Raw genomic sequence first — 14492 nt, forward strand, 5'->3', positions numbered from 1 at the left:
TTTAAACCAAGTCCAAATATGGAAGATAAATTCCCTATATCTAATATAATTCCAGCTGTTGCCTTATTTAATTCCCTATAAATATAAAAATTAGCGAGCAGTAAAAAAATAAAATACAAAAAGCAAGAAATTTATCAATAATTGCAACTAATATAAAAAAATAAATCCAAATCTCAGAATTCGAGTAGGAATTTTTAAATTTTTAAACTTTTCATAATCTACACCATACTTTAATAAATCTACAATTGATTTTTTAAAATATCCAACTTTAGCAAATTCAAATTTAATCTCTTTGGTTAAATCAGATTTTTCTTCAAATTCTATTATCTTTCTCTTAAAATCTTCTTGATATGTTTTAGAATAGTTTTGTTTTCTAAGCATATTGTATAAGGATTGAGCCCCCATAATTGAATCGGTATGATTTATTTTTTGTAAAGTTTATATAATTCTAAATCTTTAAAAGTTATATCATCTACATTTAATGGATTTTCTTGATACGTTTGAGATAAAATCTCTTCTGAAATTTTAACGTCTATTTCTTCTTTGCCAAATCTATTGTATGTAACTTCTTTAAGTCCTTTTAAATAATTATTCTTCATAATTTGTCCGTATATAAATACAAACCCATATATCGCAATTATGATTATAAAAATATAGAGTCCACTTCCGTATTCTTCCATAAATTCACCTCTATATAAATTTTACCATAGAAACCAATTTTTTATTCAATAAAAGCTTCTTACGCAAAAAATAGTTCAAATATAGAAATTAATTCTTTCTTACACTATTTATAGTAATAAAAAGAGCCGGCTAAGCCAGCTCAAATTTTTAATTATTACTTGAATTTTAATTATAAATTGAAGTGAGTTTTTAAGTTGTTTATTACAACAGCTCCAATATCATCTTGTGCGTCAATTGTAGAACCACCGATATGTGGAGTTACATATACTCTATCAAGTTCGAATAGTGGAGATTCAACTGGAACGTCCATAGTGTCAAGTCCGCCACTTCCTAATTCGTTAGAAATAGTATCTAAGTTAGCTCCGCCTAATTTACCATTCTTGATATATTTGTAAAGAGCTTCTTCATTTACGATTCCACCACGTGCAGCATTGATTATTATAGCTCCATCTTTCATTCTTGCCATAGATTCTTCATTGAACATATCTTTTGTATCTGGAGTTAGTGGCACGTGTAAAGTAACTACGTCTGAATTTTCAATAACTTCATCTAATGTAGTAAGTTTTACATATTCTTGTTTGATGTCTTCCGGTTTTAAGAATGGATCATAAGCGATAACATCCATATGGAAAACATTAGCAAATTCAGCAACACGTCTACCAATTGCGCCAAATCCTATAATCCCCATAGTTTTGTTTCTCATTTCACGACCAATCCATCTATATTTATTCCAGATTCCACCCTTAACTTCATTTTGAGCTTGAACTGTATTTCTATAAAGATCAAGGACTTTTGCAATTACAAGTTCTGCTACTGCGTTTGCATTTAATCCCGGTGAGTTATAAACCGGAATATTTTTTTCCTTAGCATATTCTTTATCAATGTGGTTAGTTCCTGTTGATCCTACAAAAATAGCCTTAAGATTTGTTGCAGCATCTAAAACTTCTTTGTTTATAAATGGGTCAACTCTCATGATAAGAATATCATAAGGAGCGATAATACTTGCAAGTTTTTCGCTTGTAGGAAGCATTTCCTTATCTAATTCTATACCTAAATCCCTTAAACCTTCATCAATTACTTCTGACATATAGTCAACCATTAATGCTTTCATTTTTCTCTCTCCTTTTTATTACTATGTACGATCATTCAATTTTATTGTAACATACCTTTTTTTAATTCAACTCTTTTACCTATCTTTCGAAAACAATTTCACAAGCTATCTTTCATTCATTTTTCCTATCATTAATTTTTATATAAAGACAGTTTTGAAATATATGTTATAATTTTTACTTAATATGAAATATTTAATTTAAATTTATTATTGCCACTTATACAACTCATAATTTTTAATAAGTTCAACAATTGGGTATAATAATAAAATAATTACTTACTTTGGAGGTAAAAATGAAAATAATAAAAAAATTAACCGTTACACTTGGACTTACACTAACCCTTTCAACTAATGCTTTCGCAGCTCAAGTGCAACAACCTACTATAAGCCCTTGGGCTATTAAAATAGTTAACAACGCTCAAATGCAAGGAATAGTTCCAATATCTCTTGAACAACAAGGAAAAGACTTCACTGTTAAATTAAATAAACAAGACTTGGATGCTTTAAATACTGCAACCCAACAAAAACTTGAACAATATAAACTAAAGAAAAATACTAAATTTAAATCTGAAAATTCAAAAAATGACTTCACAAAAGAAGATGTAATAATCAACATCTATAACATAGTTGGTAAATATTCTGACGATTCAGAAAAAAATGCCGTTGAATATTTTAAAAAAAATAAATTAATCGAAGGCGATGGAGTTGAACTTGGTTTAAATCAACCAGCCACTCTTGAACAAGCCATAGCACTATATACTCGTGCTATTACAGATGTTGTAAATGACCAAAATATGGGTGCAAAAGGTGTTTTCTATAAAGCTGAAGCAAATGGAAACACTGTTTATATGCTTGGTTCAATCCACGTTGGAGATTCAACAATGTATCCTATAGATTCAGATATAATAGACGCTTATAATTCTTCTAGTGAATTATTTGTAGAAGCTGATATAACTAATGCCGAAAAAGTTTTGGCAGCACAGTCTTCTTTGATTAGCAAGACTCCTTTAAACCAAAAACTTTCTCCTGAGTTATACTCTCGCTTTAAAGCCATTATGGACAAATATAAAATTCCAGAAGAAAATTATAAGAATTTAAAAGTATCTGCAGCCTACACAAATCTATCATCCATCCCTATGGTAACTGAAATGCCTCTAGCTAGTGCAAAGGGAATTGACCAATACTTTTTAATAAATTCAAAATTAGATAACAAAAAAATTGGAGAAATAGAATCTATAGCTTTCCAACTTGACATGCTAGATAAATTTGGAGATCAAAAATATGTTAAATTAATTGAAGAATTAATTCCTCAAATAGAAAAAGATAATGCTAAAAAATTAGTTGAACAAACTAAATCTATGCAAAAGTTTTGGACTGAAGGAAATGAAAAAGGATTTTCTAAAATGTTCAATACCGGTGATGAATTTACAAAACATTTAGTTGTAGACAGAGACCCTAAAATGGCAGATAAAATTGATGAAATGTTAAAATCAAAAGATAAAAAAACATATTTTGTAGTTGTTGGAAGCGGACACTACACTTCTGAAAAATCTGTCATCAACTACCTTGAGGAAAAAGGATATAAGGTAGAAAATTTAACTGGAAAATAATTATTATACAAAATTTTATTTAATACTATAAATAAAATAAAATTAAATAATCACAAAGGCTAGCCATAATTTTTAGTGGCTAGCCTTTTTAACTTTTGCTATCTTTATTACACAAAATGCTATTAATGCAAATATCGAACATATTGCCCAAGAAATTTGTATCGGCATCTGATTAGACTCTAAATTAATATAACTTTTTGAAATTATTCCCGTAATTATTAAACCCATACACATTCCAAATTGGAAAAATGATGATAATAACGACAACAGTGTAGCTCTATATTCATTAGGTATTCTCTTATTTATAAATATTTGAGATGTAACTGGATACATTCCTCTTCCAATTTCATATAATATAAACATTGGTAATATAAAATAGAATTTATTTGACAATGAAGATAGCATTAAAAAGCAGAATAAAATAAAACATGTTATAGAAACACCATAATAATCTTCTCTATTTTTACTAATAATTTTAGCTATATAGATTCCTAATATCATTGCTACAGAAAACAATACTTTTAGTATTCCCATTATCCAAATTGGATAGTTGCTAGTTCCCAAAAATCTTGGTTGTTGAAATACATTAGCTGCTGAGTTTGAAAGTGCTATAAATAATGCTACAATAAAAATCATAAAAATTTCTCTGTTGTTTTTTACTATACTTAAAGAATCCATAGATATTGATTTAATTGTTTGTTTTTTATCCCCACTCATATATCTAAAATTATCTGATACAAAAAATATCATAAAAATTAATAATACTATACTAATTACAAAACTAAATATCCATGGATATACTAAATTTTTAGATGCCAATATTGCACCTAATATTCCTGCTACAATTCCTGCTACATTTCTAATAATATTGTTGTTTGAAAAAATTTCTTCTATTTGTCTATCTGTATTTTCCACAACCCATGCTTCTAAACTTCCTGAAATAAAACAAGTATATAATCCTGAAAATATTGAAGCAAATAATAGAATATAATACCCTTGTTTCTCTATAAATGTATATAAATATATCAAATGCAATATTAAGCCTATAATTATAGAAGCTTTCCTGCCATATTTATCTGCCACTAAACCTGTAGGTATCTCCCCTATCCACACAATAAAAAATCCAAATGCTAATAAAAAATTTACTTCTTTTAAAGATAAATCCTTGTACAATAAAAATATTATCAAAGAGGTACCTACTATTTCCTCCATTAAAAATTGCAAAAAACTTATTATATAAAATTTTATATGTGTTTTACTTTTCATATTATTAACTCTCCAAAGCTATTTTAATTTTACTTGAAAATATTAAATAATTTAAAATCTATCATAATAAAAGTGCAAATAAATACTTCACGTTAATTAATATAAGTACAGAAAGATAAATTACAATAACTGTAGCTATATTCTTAGGACATTTCTTAATATAGTCCTTAAAAATTTACAAGCTTCTCGTACTACCCTTTTATTATGTTATTTAATTTTATAAAATTGAAATTCCCTAAATAACTTTAACAAAGTGTTTTTAAGCTAAAACTCATCTTAGAAAATATTTTTCTCTGTTCCTCTAAATTATTTATTGGAATCAGTTCTTAAATTTTATTATTAATATTTAATTCTTATACTCAAATTTAAATCTTTTTATAACTACAATTAAAAATTACATTACATCAACAATATTCCTATTAATATTAACATTATCAACATCCCAATTTCATTACCCAAGCTTCCATACATTGAATTTAATTGATAGGTAAGTAAAATAGAAAAGCCTAAACTTACTTGAATGTATTTTTTCCACTTATAATTACTAGGTTTTATAAAAATTTTCTTTTTTATCAAAATATAATTTAAAACTTGCCATACTAATAAAGCTATTAATGAGCAAACTATATTATGCCCTTGTATAATTTTTGACATAATCAGATAATAGACAGTTAAATTTGAAATAATTGTAAAAAATCTTTTCAATTACTAGCCCCTCCTGTCCAACTATAATTATATTTATCTATTAGCCCTGTATAATTAGATACTCGATATGCAGTTATTTCTCTTTGCCACTCATAAATTCCCCTTTGCCTATCTTGACACTGTCTATTACAAATTTCATAATATACATCACCAGGTCCTGCTGACACTACAAACCCTACAACTGATGTAACTATGCTTGCAACAATCGGAACTCCCAAAACACTAGCTGTTATAGAGGCAACCAATGCAGCTTCTGCTTTATAATAATTAGCGCTAGTTCTTGTGCAATACCACGAATTCCAATTACCCCATGAATAAAAACTTATATTATTATCTGTCTCATGATTTTGCAGTACAAGTTCTTCATCCACTATGGTTATGTAATTTTCTTTTATTACTAATTGATTGTTTTTCCTCTCTACAGTAGTCAAGTTGTCATCACTATGTATTTTAATAAAGCTATCATCTCCATTTAAATACTGCTCTACTATATCAACTTTTCCTGTTATGGTATCAAGGTAACTAGCTTTTATATAACCATCTCTTTCCTCAATTATTTGTACTATATAGCCATTACTTACTCCATTTAATTGTCCTATAGCATTTACAGTAGAAATACTTGATATAATGATAATAAACGCTAAAAATATAGCTTTAACACTCTTTGATTGTATGGTTTTCGATTTCATTTTATTCGCTCCTTTAATAAATAATTGTTTCTACCCTACTTTAAAAAACATCGAAACCACCCCTTTTTCATTATACTACCCTTTATATTACATTTGAAATATTTATTAACCTTTTATAAAGTTAAATTTTTAATAGTTAACAATTATTCATACTAGAAAATCATAATTTAATTGATGTCTTCTTATTAAATTCAAATTAAAAACAGCATGAAAACTTATCTCATGCTGTACTTATAAAATATATTTAATTTTTAAAACTGTGAACTGGAGCAGGAATTCTTCCTCCTCTATTTATAAAGTCTTTTGCGGAATTATTTCCTATATCCATTATCGGTGCATATCCTAACAATCCACCAAACTCAGCAAATTCTCCAACACCTTTTCCTACAACTGGTATAACTCTAACTGCTGTAGTCTTGCCATTTATTACGCCAATTGCCGCTTCGTCTGCTATCATTGCAGAAATTGTTTCAGCTTCAGTATCTCCAGGTATTGCTATCATATCAAGACCTACTGAGCACACCGCTGTCATGGCTTCTAATTTATCAAAAGTTAAATGCCCTGATTCTGCTGCTTTTATCATACCTTCATCTTCAGATACAGGTATGAATGCTCCGGATAACCCTCCAACACTTGATGATGCCATTATTCCACCTTTTTTAACTGCATCATTTAACATTGCAAGAGCTGCTGTAGTTCCATGTCCTCCAACAGTTTCAATACCAATCTCTTCAAGAATTCTTCCTACAGAATCTCCTACTGCCGGTGTAGGAGCAAGTGATAAATCTATTATTCCAAAGTTTTTATTCAGCCTTTGTGAAACTTCTCTACCTACAAGCTCCCCCATTCTTGTTATTTTAAATGCAGTCTTTTTAATCGTTTCATATACTTCATCAATAGGTGCACCTTTTAATTTATCTATTGCAACTTTGACTACTCCGGGGCCCGAAACTCCAACGTTAATAACTGTATCTGATTCTGTTATTCCGTGGAAAGCTCCTGCCATAAAAGGATTGTCTTCAACAGCATTTGCAAATGCAACAAATTTAGCACATCCAATAGAATCTGCTTCTTTAGTCAACTCAGCAAGTTCTTTTATCTTATACCCAAGTAACCCTATAGCATCTAAATTCATGCCTGCTTTTGTAGATGCAACATTTACACTTGAGCAAACATAAGTTGTTTCTGCCAATGCTCTTGGAATTGAATTTATAAGGTTCAAATCTCCAGGGCCCATTCCCTTTTGTACCATTGCTGAAAATCCACCAATGAAATCTACTCCTACTTCCTTAGCAACTTTATCAAGCACTTTTGCATAAGGCGTATAGTCCTTTAATTCCGATGCTGCTGCTATAAGAGCTATAGGTGTTACAGAAATTCTATTATTTATTATTGGAACTCCATACATCTTTTCAATCGCACTTGTAGTATTCAAAAAATTTTCAGTTTCTCTCATCATCTTTTCATAAATTCTTTGAGTTGCCTTTTTTGAATCTGAGTCTATACAATCTAAAAGAGAGATTCCCATTGTAACAGTTCTTATATCTAAATGCTCATCTTCAAGCATTTTTATAGTTTCTAATATATTTCTTTTATCCATGTGTCACCTAAATTCTATGCATTTTGTTAAAAATATCTTCGTTTTGAATTTTTATGTAAACTCCGATTTCTTCTCCTAATTTATCAAAACCTTCTACCACTTCTGTAAAAGTCGTGTTTGCATTAGTCAAATCAACCATCATCATTGCCGTAAATTTATCATCCATTATTGTTTGGTTTATATCCAAGATATTGATGTTATATTTAACTAATAGTTCTGAAGTTCTATAAACTATTCCTGTAAAGTCTTTTCCTATAATTGTAAGTATCGCTTTCAATCTTCTTCTCCTAAATATATTATTTTTTATATTATATCATACAATAAAATTTTATCACTTATATGTTTAAAAAACACCTAAAATTGGTAAGTAATTAATAATTAGGAGGTACTTATGAAAGTTATTTTTCATATTTTAGAATTAAACAAATGGCAAACTAATGTACAAAATATTAGAGATTTAATTTCAAGTGATCCTGAAGCCGAAGTTGAAGTTATCGTTGGTAGTGATGCAGCTAGCCTTTTTGGTAAATACAGTGGTATCGACTTTGATGATTTATTACGTAACCCAAAAGTTAACATCACTATTTCAAAATTTGGGCTTGAAAATAACAACCTTGACTCAAACTTCTTACCTTCTGGTGTTCAAGTTGATGACTTGATAATAACTAAACTTGTAAAATTACAAGAAAGTGGTTTTGCCTACATAAGATTATAGTTTATAGCATACAAAAAGAGCCTTTTTTGACAAGGCTCTTTTAAAATTTTATTCTTCTATTTTTAAATTTTTCATAGATAAATCTAAAATTTTTGCAGAGTGTGTTATTGAGCCGCTTGATATAAAGTCAGCTCCCAAACCTCTATATTTATCTACATTTTCAAGACTAACATTTCCCGAAAGTTCTATATATGCTGTTCCATTTATTATTTCTATTGCTTTCTTTATGGTTTCTACATCCATATTATCAAGCATTATAATATCCGCTCCTGCGTCTACAGCTTCAGAAACCATCTCTAAATTTTCAACTTCAACTTCTATCTTTGTAACAAAAGAAGCATAATTTCTTGCCATATTTACAGCTTCAAAAACTGAACCGGCAGCCGCTATATGATTATCTTTTAAAAGTATTGCATCTGAAAGATTGTATCTGTGGTTTTTAGCTCCACCAACTTTTGCCGCATACTTTTCAAAAATCCTCATATTTGGAGTAGTTTTTCTAGTATCTACAATTTGAGTTTTTGGGTCGTTTAATGCTTTAACTAGCTTGTTTGCATAAGTTGCAACACCACTCATTCGTTGCATATAATTAAGCGCTGTTCTCTCTCCTGTTAAAAGAGTTCTAACATCTCCAAATACCTTGGCTATTAAGTCTCCCTTTTTGACTTCAGCTCCATCTTCTTTATAGATTTCAAATTCAACATCAGAATCAATAAGCTGGAATACTCTTTTGAAAACATCTATTCCAGCTATAACTCCTTCATCTTTAGATAAAAGTTCAACTGACGCTCTCTTTTTAGATGTATATATAGCATTTGTAGTCACATCTTCATGAGTTACATCTTCTTTTAGTGCCATTTTTAAATAGTCATCTATTTGAAAATTTTCAAGTTTTTGCATTTTTATCCTCTATTCCTAGTCTTTTAAATTTACTTAACTCCAAGTTTTGCTATAGTTCTTCTCTTCATAATAGCTATTAAAACAAATAAACTAACTAATGCTACAGGAAGCGCAACCATTTGACTTTGCATTATTCCAGCTACGAAGAATCCTGTGATTGATGCGATTGCACAGATTATAGCATAAGTCATCTGACTTGATACGTGAACTATATGGTCACAGCCCGCTCCTGCTGAAGATAAAATTGTTGTATCAGAAATTGGTGAACAGTGGTCTCCAAATACTGAACCTGAAAATATAGCTGCAAGTACTATGCTAAGATAGTGCATATGGTTTGATTGAACAAGTATTGGAACTAATATAGGAATTAATATACCAAATGTTCCCCATGCCGTACCTGTTGAGAATGCAAGGAAACTTGCCACTATGAATATTATAGTTGGTAAAATCCACATAGGCATATTAGAACTTTGTATTAAACCTGATATATATCCACCTGTATTTAGATAGTCTGTACTTGTTATTCCACCTATTGTCCAAGCAAGTGTAAGTATTACTATAGCCGCAATCATTGACTTCATACCATCTACTATTCCGTCCATAAACATTCTAAAGCTAACTAATTTTCTTGGTATGTACATTAAGAACGCACATACTATAGCTAGAACAGAACCTATTACTAATGATAGATTTACATTGGCATTTCCGAAAGCTTCTGCAGCTGTTGCAGAACCATCAAAGAAACCGCCTGTTCTCATCATCATTAGAATTGTAACACTTATAAGCACAACTATGGGCAGAATTAAATCTATTACTCTTCCCTTATCTGAATGAGTGTATCCTACTTCTTCTTTTGTAACAATTCTTGATGTATCATCTCTTTCATATGATTCCATTGAGCCTATTTCATATTTTGAGAAAGAGAAATAAACTACAGTTAAAATTGTAAGTAATGCATACAAATTCAAAGGTATTGTACTTAAAAATACATTCATTGGATTTTTTACTCCAGTATCACCAATTATAGCAACTACTGAAGCTGCCCAGCTTGATACTGGTGCTAAAATACAAATTGGCGCTGCTGTTGAATCTATAATGTTAGCAAGCTTTGCCCTTGAAACATTGTTCTCATCTATGATAGGTTTCATTACAGCTCCAACTGTAAGACAGTTAAAATAATCGTCAATAAATATTAAAATACCTAAAATTGCCGTTGCAAGTTTTGCACTTTTTTTGTTGCTTATCTTTTTGCTTGCCCATTTCCCATAAGCAAATGAACCACCAGCCATGTTCATTACCATTACCAATGAACCCAAAAGAGCAAGAAATATTACCATAAGTGCATTATCTCCAACTTTTGTTCCCATTAAAGTAAAAACTTTTTCAAATGCAAGTACTATATCTCCACCTGTTAGAATCAATCCACCCGCTACTATTCCAAGTAAGAGAGATGTGATCACTTCTTTTGTTATAAGTGCCAAAAATATTGCAACTATAGGTGGAACTACAGATAAAATCCCAAATTCCATTTAATCACCTTTTTCTTAATTTTAAATTTTATTATATCGTAGAACTTAGTATTTTACAATAATAAGCACTACTTATTAGCCATGTATTGTTCTCCTAAAAAACTGCTTTCAACTTTTAAATATCCACTTCTCACAAGTTCATCTAATTTTAATTTCAATTGGTCAACTGTCAAATCTGTTCCTTTATTTTTTAAATGTCTTAAAACTTCTATCGAAGCTACAGAAGTTGCTATTGGTAAAACTTCTTTTATCTTTTCATAAAATTCTTCGTGTTCTTTTGCACGAAGAGTTTGCAATTCATCAAAAGGATTTTCTTTATGCGGAGATTCCGTATCTGCATATCTTATTCTCACATAAGAAGTTCTTCCTAATTTTGAAGAAGATATAAACACATCCCCAGTTTGCAAATATGGTAATCTCTTTGCCTCTTCTGTTGAGATATCCGTTTCTTCTCGTATTGTATCAATATCAGAAGCTCTTACAGTTCTAAATATCAATTTTGTATTTAACTGAGCTGTTATAGTGTCATCTAATAGAGTCGGTCTTTGAGTAGCCAATACTAAAAACACTCCATACTTACGACCTTCTTGGGCTATTTCTCTCAATATATGTTTTGTTGGAGAGTCCACTCCTTTTGGTGCAAAATTATGTGCTTCATCAGTTATGACTATAAAAGGTGGGAAAAAATCATGTGCATGACCTGCATATTTCCATTCTCTATAGTCTCTTCTCATATTGTATAGTTTATTTACAAGGTAGGTCGCAAACACTTGAATCATTCTTGTTGAGCCTTGTATTACTTCAACTTTTCCGGACATTATACCGTCTACAATAGGTGTTATATCTTTATCGAGAACACCTTCATTTTTAAGCCTTTGAAGTCTCCACAATATACCCCTTACAGTTGCTTGATTAGTTGAATTACCGTATTTTTCATAAGTTGCTCTTACGTTTCTAAATTTTTCACTTTCAACACTATCTCCCATAGCATCAACTTCTTCTATCTTTCTATTTATCTTATCATTGCTTCCATATTCAAAAGCAACCAACAATTCATTCAGACGATTAGAAAAAGTGTAATAATTTTCACCGCGTTTAAACATAATATCTATGGTATTTCTCATGGCATCAGATATACTTCCTGAAGTATCTAATAGATTTTTTAAATCTCCAGTACTCAAATCTTCAAATTTTATACCGATGTCTATGCCTATTTGTCTGCAATTATATTTATCTTCATAATCTACATCAGACTTTGAATTTGCAAAACTCATTTCAAAATGAGGGTCCATTACAATAGTTGGTATTCCATTTTTCATAATTTCTTCAAGTAAAACTCTTATACCAAAACTCTTTCCTGACCCGGAGCCACCAAAAACTCCAATGTGTGGATATTCGTGCATGCTCTTATAATCTAAAATATATGGCACATCTTTTTGCGGAATTCTAATTCCATTTTCAAAAGTTGTAAAAAGATTTTTGTAATTATCGTCCATATTTAAAGTTAAACTATCAGTGTTTCTTATGGCACCAAGTACAAGTCCTGTTTCAGGTTCAGATGATATCAAAAGATTTTTTACTTCATCAAATTCAGGAACTCTTATCTTACTTCCCGACATTACAGGAAACTGAGCTTCTCTTAAAAGTCTTAGTTTTGCAATATAAATGGTTTCTTCATTTACATTCCACCCTATTGCTTGTAGAGAACTTATCACTGATTGGTCGACAAAATCTCCGCCTTTTGACATTGGAATATATCTGTTAAAAGTATTTGCTTCAACAACTTCTGAAATAAGTTGTCCTTGTTCATCTTCTACTATTAAAAATTCATTTATTCTGAAATTTCTCTTTCTATTTGCTGCATAAACTTCTCTAGAAGATGTAAGCCCAACAACGGTCATTTTTTCAGTTTCTATCATAAAGTTCTCCCATCTCTTTCAGATACAAAAAATCTTCTATATATACCTCTATCCATGTACTCTTCTAATAATGTCCTAACTAATGCATCTGTTATTTTAACTTCTGAATCCACAATATCTAACCACAATGGAACTCCCCTTGAATGTTCAGGTGTTAGTGTATAGACTAAGTTTGCCGCCATTTCTAATTCGTCTCTGTACTCTTTTAGAATATCCAAACCTATAATCATAGAGTCCAAACTACATCTTAAAAAAGCTGAGACAAGATTTGCCTCTTCAAACTTCTTGTTGCATTCATCGTTTATGATTAAAAGTTCTCCTCTATTAAGCCTTCCATAGATAAGTTCTCTGTCATAGTAAGCATTCTTTCCAATTGCCCTTGATATTACATCTGTCTTTAAGTCCTTAATAACTCCCATCAGAATTACATCATTTTCAATGCAAACTTCTACGAGTTCTTCAAATTTTTTGGAGTCATTTATCTTATATCTTATAAGACCTCCGTCCATCATTATAATACTCGGATTTAACTCTTTAACACTTTTTATTGCAACTTCCATCTCAACTCCAGATAGAAATACTTCTCTTTTTAAACTCTCTTTATCTTCACTAGTATACATAATAGGAGTACATATTTTAGTGGAATATATATCCTCTCCCTTAGTTGGTTTGGCTAAAGCTTGATATATTTCAACATAGTGCGGATCTGCTCCACCCACTTTCATAACTGAACCGTCAACTCCAACCAACACTCCCAATTCATTTAGAAAATTAGTATCGAGTTTTGTCATCTTTTTTATCTGTCCAACTTTTGAAAGAATGTCTCTTCTGAAAACTTCATTGTCCATAGAAAAAAATTCATTATACTTTTCTTTTAATTGACGATTTAGTTCTTGGACTTGAGCCTTCATTTCATCTATATTAGGCATCTCCATTCTCCTTTAATTCAAGGCTCACCTTATAAACTTCATTTTTATTTATTCCAGTTTCTGCACTAACTTTTTTTACTGCTTGAGATGGTTTTACTCCATTAGAAATTTTTTCGATTAAAAGTGCTCTTACATCAAATTCTTCTTCCTTTGTATTACCCTCAACTACTATTACAAATTCTCCCTTTTCGTGGATACTTTCTATAACTTCCGAAATCTTTCCTCTGTAAGTAGTTTCATACATCTTTGTAAGTTCTCTTGAAACAGATACATTTCTATCTCCAAATACTGTTTTCATATCTTCCAAGACCTTTAAAATTCTGTGAGGAGCTTCGTAAAATATCATAGTGTACGGAAAACTCTTAAGTGTGTCTAATTCCTTCAACCTCGCAGATGATTTAGAATTTAAAAACCCATAAAATAGAAAATGGTCTGTGTTTAATCCTGAATTTATAAGAGCAACTGTCGCTGCATTTGCTCCCGGAAGAACGTTGAATTCAACTCCACTTTTTATCAACTCAGTAGCTAAAACGGCGCCTGGGTCTGAAATTCCCGGCATACCTGCGTCTGAAACCAGAGCAATATCTTTTTCTTTTGAAAGTTCTATTAGTTCTTCGGCTTTTTCTCTTTCATTAAACTTATGATAGGCAATTAATTGCTTTTTTATATTAAAATGACTTAACAACTTCATTGTAACTCTTGTATCTTCACAAGCTATTAAATCTACTTTTTCAAAAACTTCTAAAGTTCGCATTGTTATATCCGATAAATTCCCTATCGGAGTTGGGCAAAAATAAATCATCCTATCCTCTCATTCCTATATATTTTTTAAATTCTT

Annotated in this window: 15 protein-coding genes; 2 read left to right on the plus strand and 13 right to left on the minus strand. The window is 30.3% G+C overall.

What is annotated here, in order from left to right; all coding sequences use genetic code 11:
* Positions 1-147 precede the first annotated feature (147 nt).
* From HMPREF9129_RS07950 to HMPREF9129_RS07960, 3 genes are all read right to left on the minus strand, one after another.
* Positions 148-381: a hypothetical protein gene (locus HMPREF9129_RS07950; RefSeq protein WP_040552862.1), complete on the minus strand. Its 234-nt coding sequence runs from the start codon at positions 379-381 to the stop codon at positions 148-150.
* A 41-nt stretch (positions 382-422) separates the two neighbouring features.
* Positions 423-680 carry a hypothetical protein gene (locus tag HMPREF9129_RS07955; protein ID WP_004822343.1) on the minus strand — a complete coding sequence of 86 codons (258 nt, stop codon included), beginning with the start codon at positions 678-680 and terminating at the stop codon, positions 423-425.
* 170 nt (positions 681-850) lie between these two features.
* Positions 851-1792, minus strand: a complete 942-nt coding sequence (locus tag HMPREF9129_RS07960) for a D-2-hydroxyacid dehydrogenase (RefSeq protein ID WP_004822345.1) — start codon at positions 1790-1792, stop codon at positions 851-853.
* A 293-nt stretch (positions 1793-2085) separates the two neighbouring features.
* Here HMPREF9129_RS07960 and HMPREF9129_RS07965 point away from each other — a divergent pair, with 293 nt between their 5' ends.
* Positions 2086-3402 (plus strand): TraB/GumN family protein, encoded by a 1317-nt coding sequence (locus HMPREF9129_RS07965; RefSeq protein ID WP_004822347.1) that lies wholly within the window; start codon positions 2086-2088, stop codon positions 3400-3402.
* A gap of 72 nt (positions 3403-3474) precedes the next feature.
* On the opposite strand, the gene HMPREF9129_RS07970 is transcribed toward HMPREF9129_RS07965, so the two are convergent.
* The 5 genes from HMPREF9129_RS07970 to HMPREF9129_RS07990 all read right to left on the minus strand — a co-directional run bounded on the left by HMPREF9129_RS07970 (position 3475) and on the right by HMPREF9129_RS07990 (position 7939).
* On the minus strand, positions 3475-4668 hold the full coding sequence (locus HMPREF9129_RS07970) for an MFS transporter (protein WP_004822348.1): 1194 nt from the start codon (positions 4666-4668) through the stop codon (positions 3475-3477).
* A 399-nt stretch (positions 4669-5067) separates the two neighbouring features.
* Positions 5068-5373 carry a hypothetical protein gene (locus HMPREF9129_RS07975; RefSeq protein WP_040552865.1) on the minus strand — a complete coding sequence of 102 codons (306 nt, stop codon included), beginning with the start codon at positions 5371-5373 and terminating at the stop codon, positions 5068-5070.
* Complete coding sequence (locus HMPREF9129_RS07980) at positions 5370-6062, minus strand: hypothetical protein (RefSeq protein ID WP_004822352.1); 693 nt, start codon at positions 6060-6062, stop codon at positions 5370-5372. Before HMPREF9129_RS07980 ends, HMPREF9129_RS07975 begins: the two co-directional genes overlap by 4 nt.
* A 244-nt stretch (positions 6063-6306) precedes the next feature.
* Positions 6307-7662 (minus strand): PFL family protein, encoded by a 1356-nt coding sequence (locus HMPREF9129_RS07985; protein WP_004822355.1) that lies wholly within the window; start codon positions 7660-7662, stop codon positions 6307-6309.
* Positions 7663-7669: 7 nt separating this feature from the next.
* The gene (locus tag HMPREF9129_RS07990) at positions 7670-7939 is read right to left on the minus strand and encodes an ACT domain-containing protein (protein WP_004822357.1); all 270 of its coding nucleotides are present in this window, start codon (positions 7937-7939) and stop codon (positions 7670-7672) included.
* Between the two features lie 114 nt (positions 7940-8053).
* Here HMPREF9129_RS07990 and HMPREF9129_RS07995 point away from each other — a divergent pair, with 114 nt between their 5' ends.
* Positions 8054-8377, plus strand: a complete 324-nt coding sequence (locus tag HMPREF9129_RS07995) for a hypothetical protein (RefSeq protein WP_004822358.1) — start codon at positions 8054-8056, stop codon at positions 8375-8377.
* A gap of 48 nt (positions 8378-8425) precedes the next feature.
* Here HMPREF9129_RS07995 and nadC read toward each other — a convergent pair whose 3' ends face one another.
* The 5 genes from nadC to rsmI all read right to left on the minus strand — a co-directional run bounded on the left by nadC (position 8426) and on the right by rsmI (position 14456).
* A complete protein-coding gene (gene nadC / locus HMPREF9129_RS08000; protein WP_004822359.1) occupies positions 8426-9277 on the minus strand; it encodes a carboxylating nicotinate-nucleotide diphosphorylase in 852 nt (283 codons plus the stop codon).
* A 29-nt stretch (positions 9278-9306) separates the two neighbouring features.
* Complete coding sequence (locus HMPREF9129_RS08005; protein ID WP_004822361.1) at positions 9307-10806, minus strand: Na+/H+ antiporter NhaC family protein; 1500 nt, start codon at positions 10804-10806, stop codon at positions 9307-9309.
* A gap of 68 nt (positions 10807-10874) precedes the next feature.
* Positions 10875-12725 carry an ATP-binding protein gene (locus tag HMPREF9129_RS08010; protein ID WP_004822363.1) on the minus strand — a complete coding sequence of 617 codons (1851 nt, stop codon included), beginning with the start codon at positions 12723-12725 and terminating at the stop codon, positions 10875-10877.
* Complete coding sequence (locus HMPREF9129_RS08015) at positions 12722-13654, minus strand: DNA double-strand break repair nuclease NurA (RefSeq protein ID WP_040552869.1); 933 nt, start codon at positions 13652-13654, stop codon at positions 12722-12724. The genes HMPREF9129_RS08010 and HMPREF9129_RS08015 overlap by 4 nt, the downstream gene beginning before the upstream one ends.
* A complete protein-coding gene (rsmI, locus tag HMPREF9129_RS08020) occupies positions 13647-14456 on the minus strand; it encodes a 16S rRNA (cytidine(1402)-2'-O)-methyltransferase (protein ID WP_004822367.1) in 810 nt (269 codons plus the stop codon). The genes HMPREF9129_RS08015 and rsmI overlap by 8 nt, the downstream gene beginning before the upstream one ends.
* Positions 14457-14492 lie beyond the last annotated feature (36 nt).

Source organism: Peptoniphilus indolicus ATCC 29427 (assembly GCF_000227315.1).
Lineage (GTDB): Bacteria > Bacillota > Clostridia > Tissierellales > Peptoniphilaceae > Peptoniphilus > Peptoniphilus indolicus.

Bases quoted from the DNA above. Each gene is read 5' to 3' on its own strand.
- HMPREF9129_RS07950 (WP_040552862.1), bottom strand. From the start codon at position 381: ATGCTTAGAAAACAAAACTATTCTAAAACATATCAAGAAGATTTTAAG.
- HMPREF9129_RS07955 (WP_004822343.1), bottom strand. From the start codon at position 680: ATGGAAGAATACGGAAGTGGACTCTATATTTTTATAATCATAATTGCG.
- HMPREF9129_RS07960 (WP_004822345.1), bottom strand. From the start codon at position 1,792: ATGAAAGCATTAATGGTTGACTATATGTCAGAAGTAATTGATGAAGGT.
- HMPREF9129_RS07965 (WP_004822347.1), top strand. From the start codon at position 2,086: ATGAAAATAATAAAAAAATTAACCGTTACACTTGGACTTACACTAACC.
- HMPREF9129_RS07970 (WP_004822348.1), bottom strand. From the start codon at position 4,668: ATGAAAAGTAAAACACATATAAAATTTTATATAATAAGTTTTTTGCAA.
- HMPREF9129_RS07980 (WP_004822352.1), bottom strand. From the start codon at position 6,062: ATGAAATCGAAAACCATACAATCAAAGAGTGTTAAAGCTATATTTTTA.
- HMPREF9129_RS07985 (WP_004822355.1), bottom strand. From the start codon at position 7,662: ATGGATAAAAGAAATATATTAGAAACTATAAAAATGCTTGAAGATGAG.
- HMPREF9129_RS07995 (WP_004822358.1), top strand. From the start codon at position 8,054: ATGAAAGTTATTTTTCATATTTTAGAATTAAACAAATGGCAAACTAAT.
- nadC (WP_004822359.1), bottom strand. From the start codon at position 9,277: ATGCAAAAACTTGAAAATTTTCAAATAGATGACTATTTAAAAATGGCA.
- HMPREF9129_RS08005 (WP_004822361.1), bottom strand. From the start codon at position 10,806: ATGGAATTTGGGATTTTATCTGTAGTTCCACCTATAGTTGCAATATTT.
- HMPREF9129_RS08010 (WP_004822363.1), bottom strand. From the start codon at position 12,725: ATGATAGAAACTGAAAAAATGACCGTTGTTGGGCTTACATCTTCTAGA.
- HMPREF9129_RS08015 (WP_040552869.1), bottom strand. From the start codon at position 13,654: ATGCCTAATATAGATGAAATGAAGGCTCAAGTCCAAGAACTAAATCGT.
- rsmI (WP_004822367.1), bottom strand. From the start codon at position 14,456: ATGATTTATTTTTGCCCAACTCCGATAGGGAATTTATCGGATATAACA.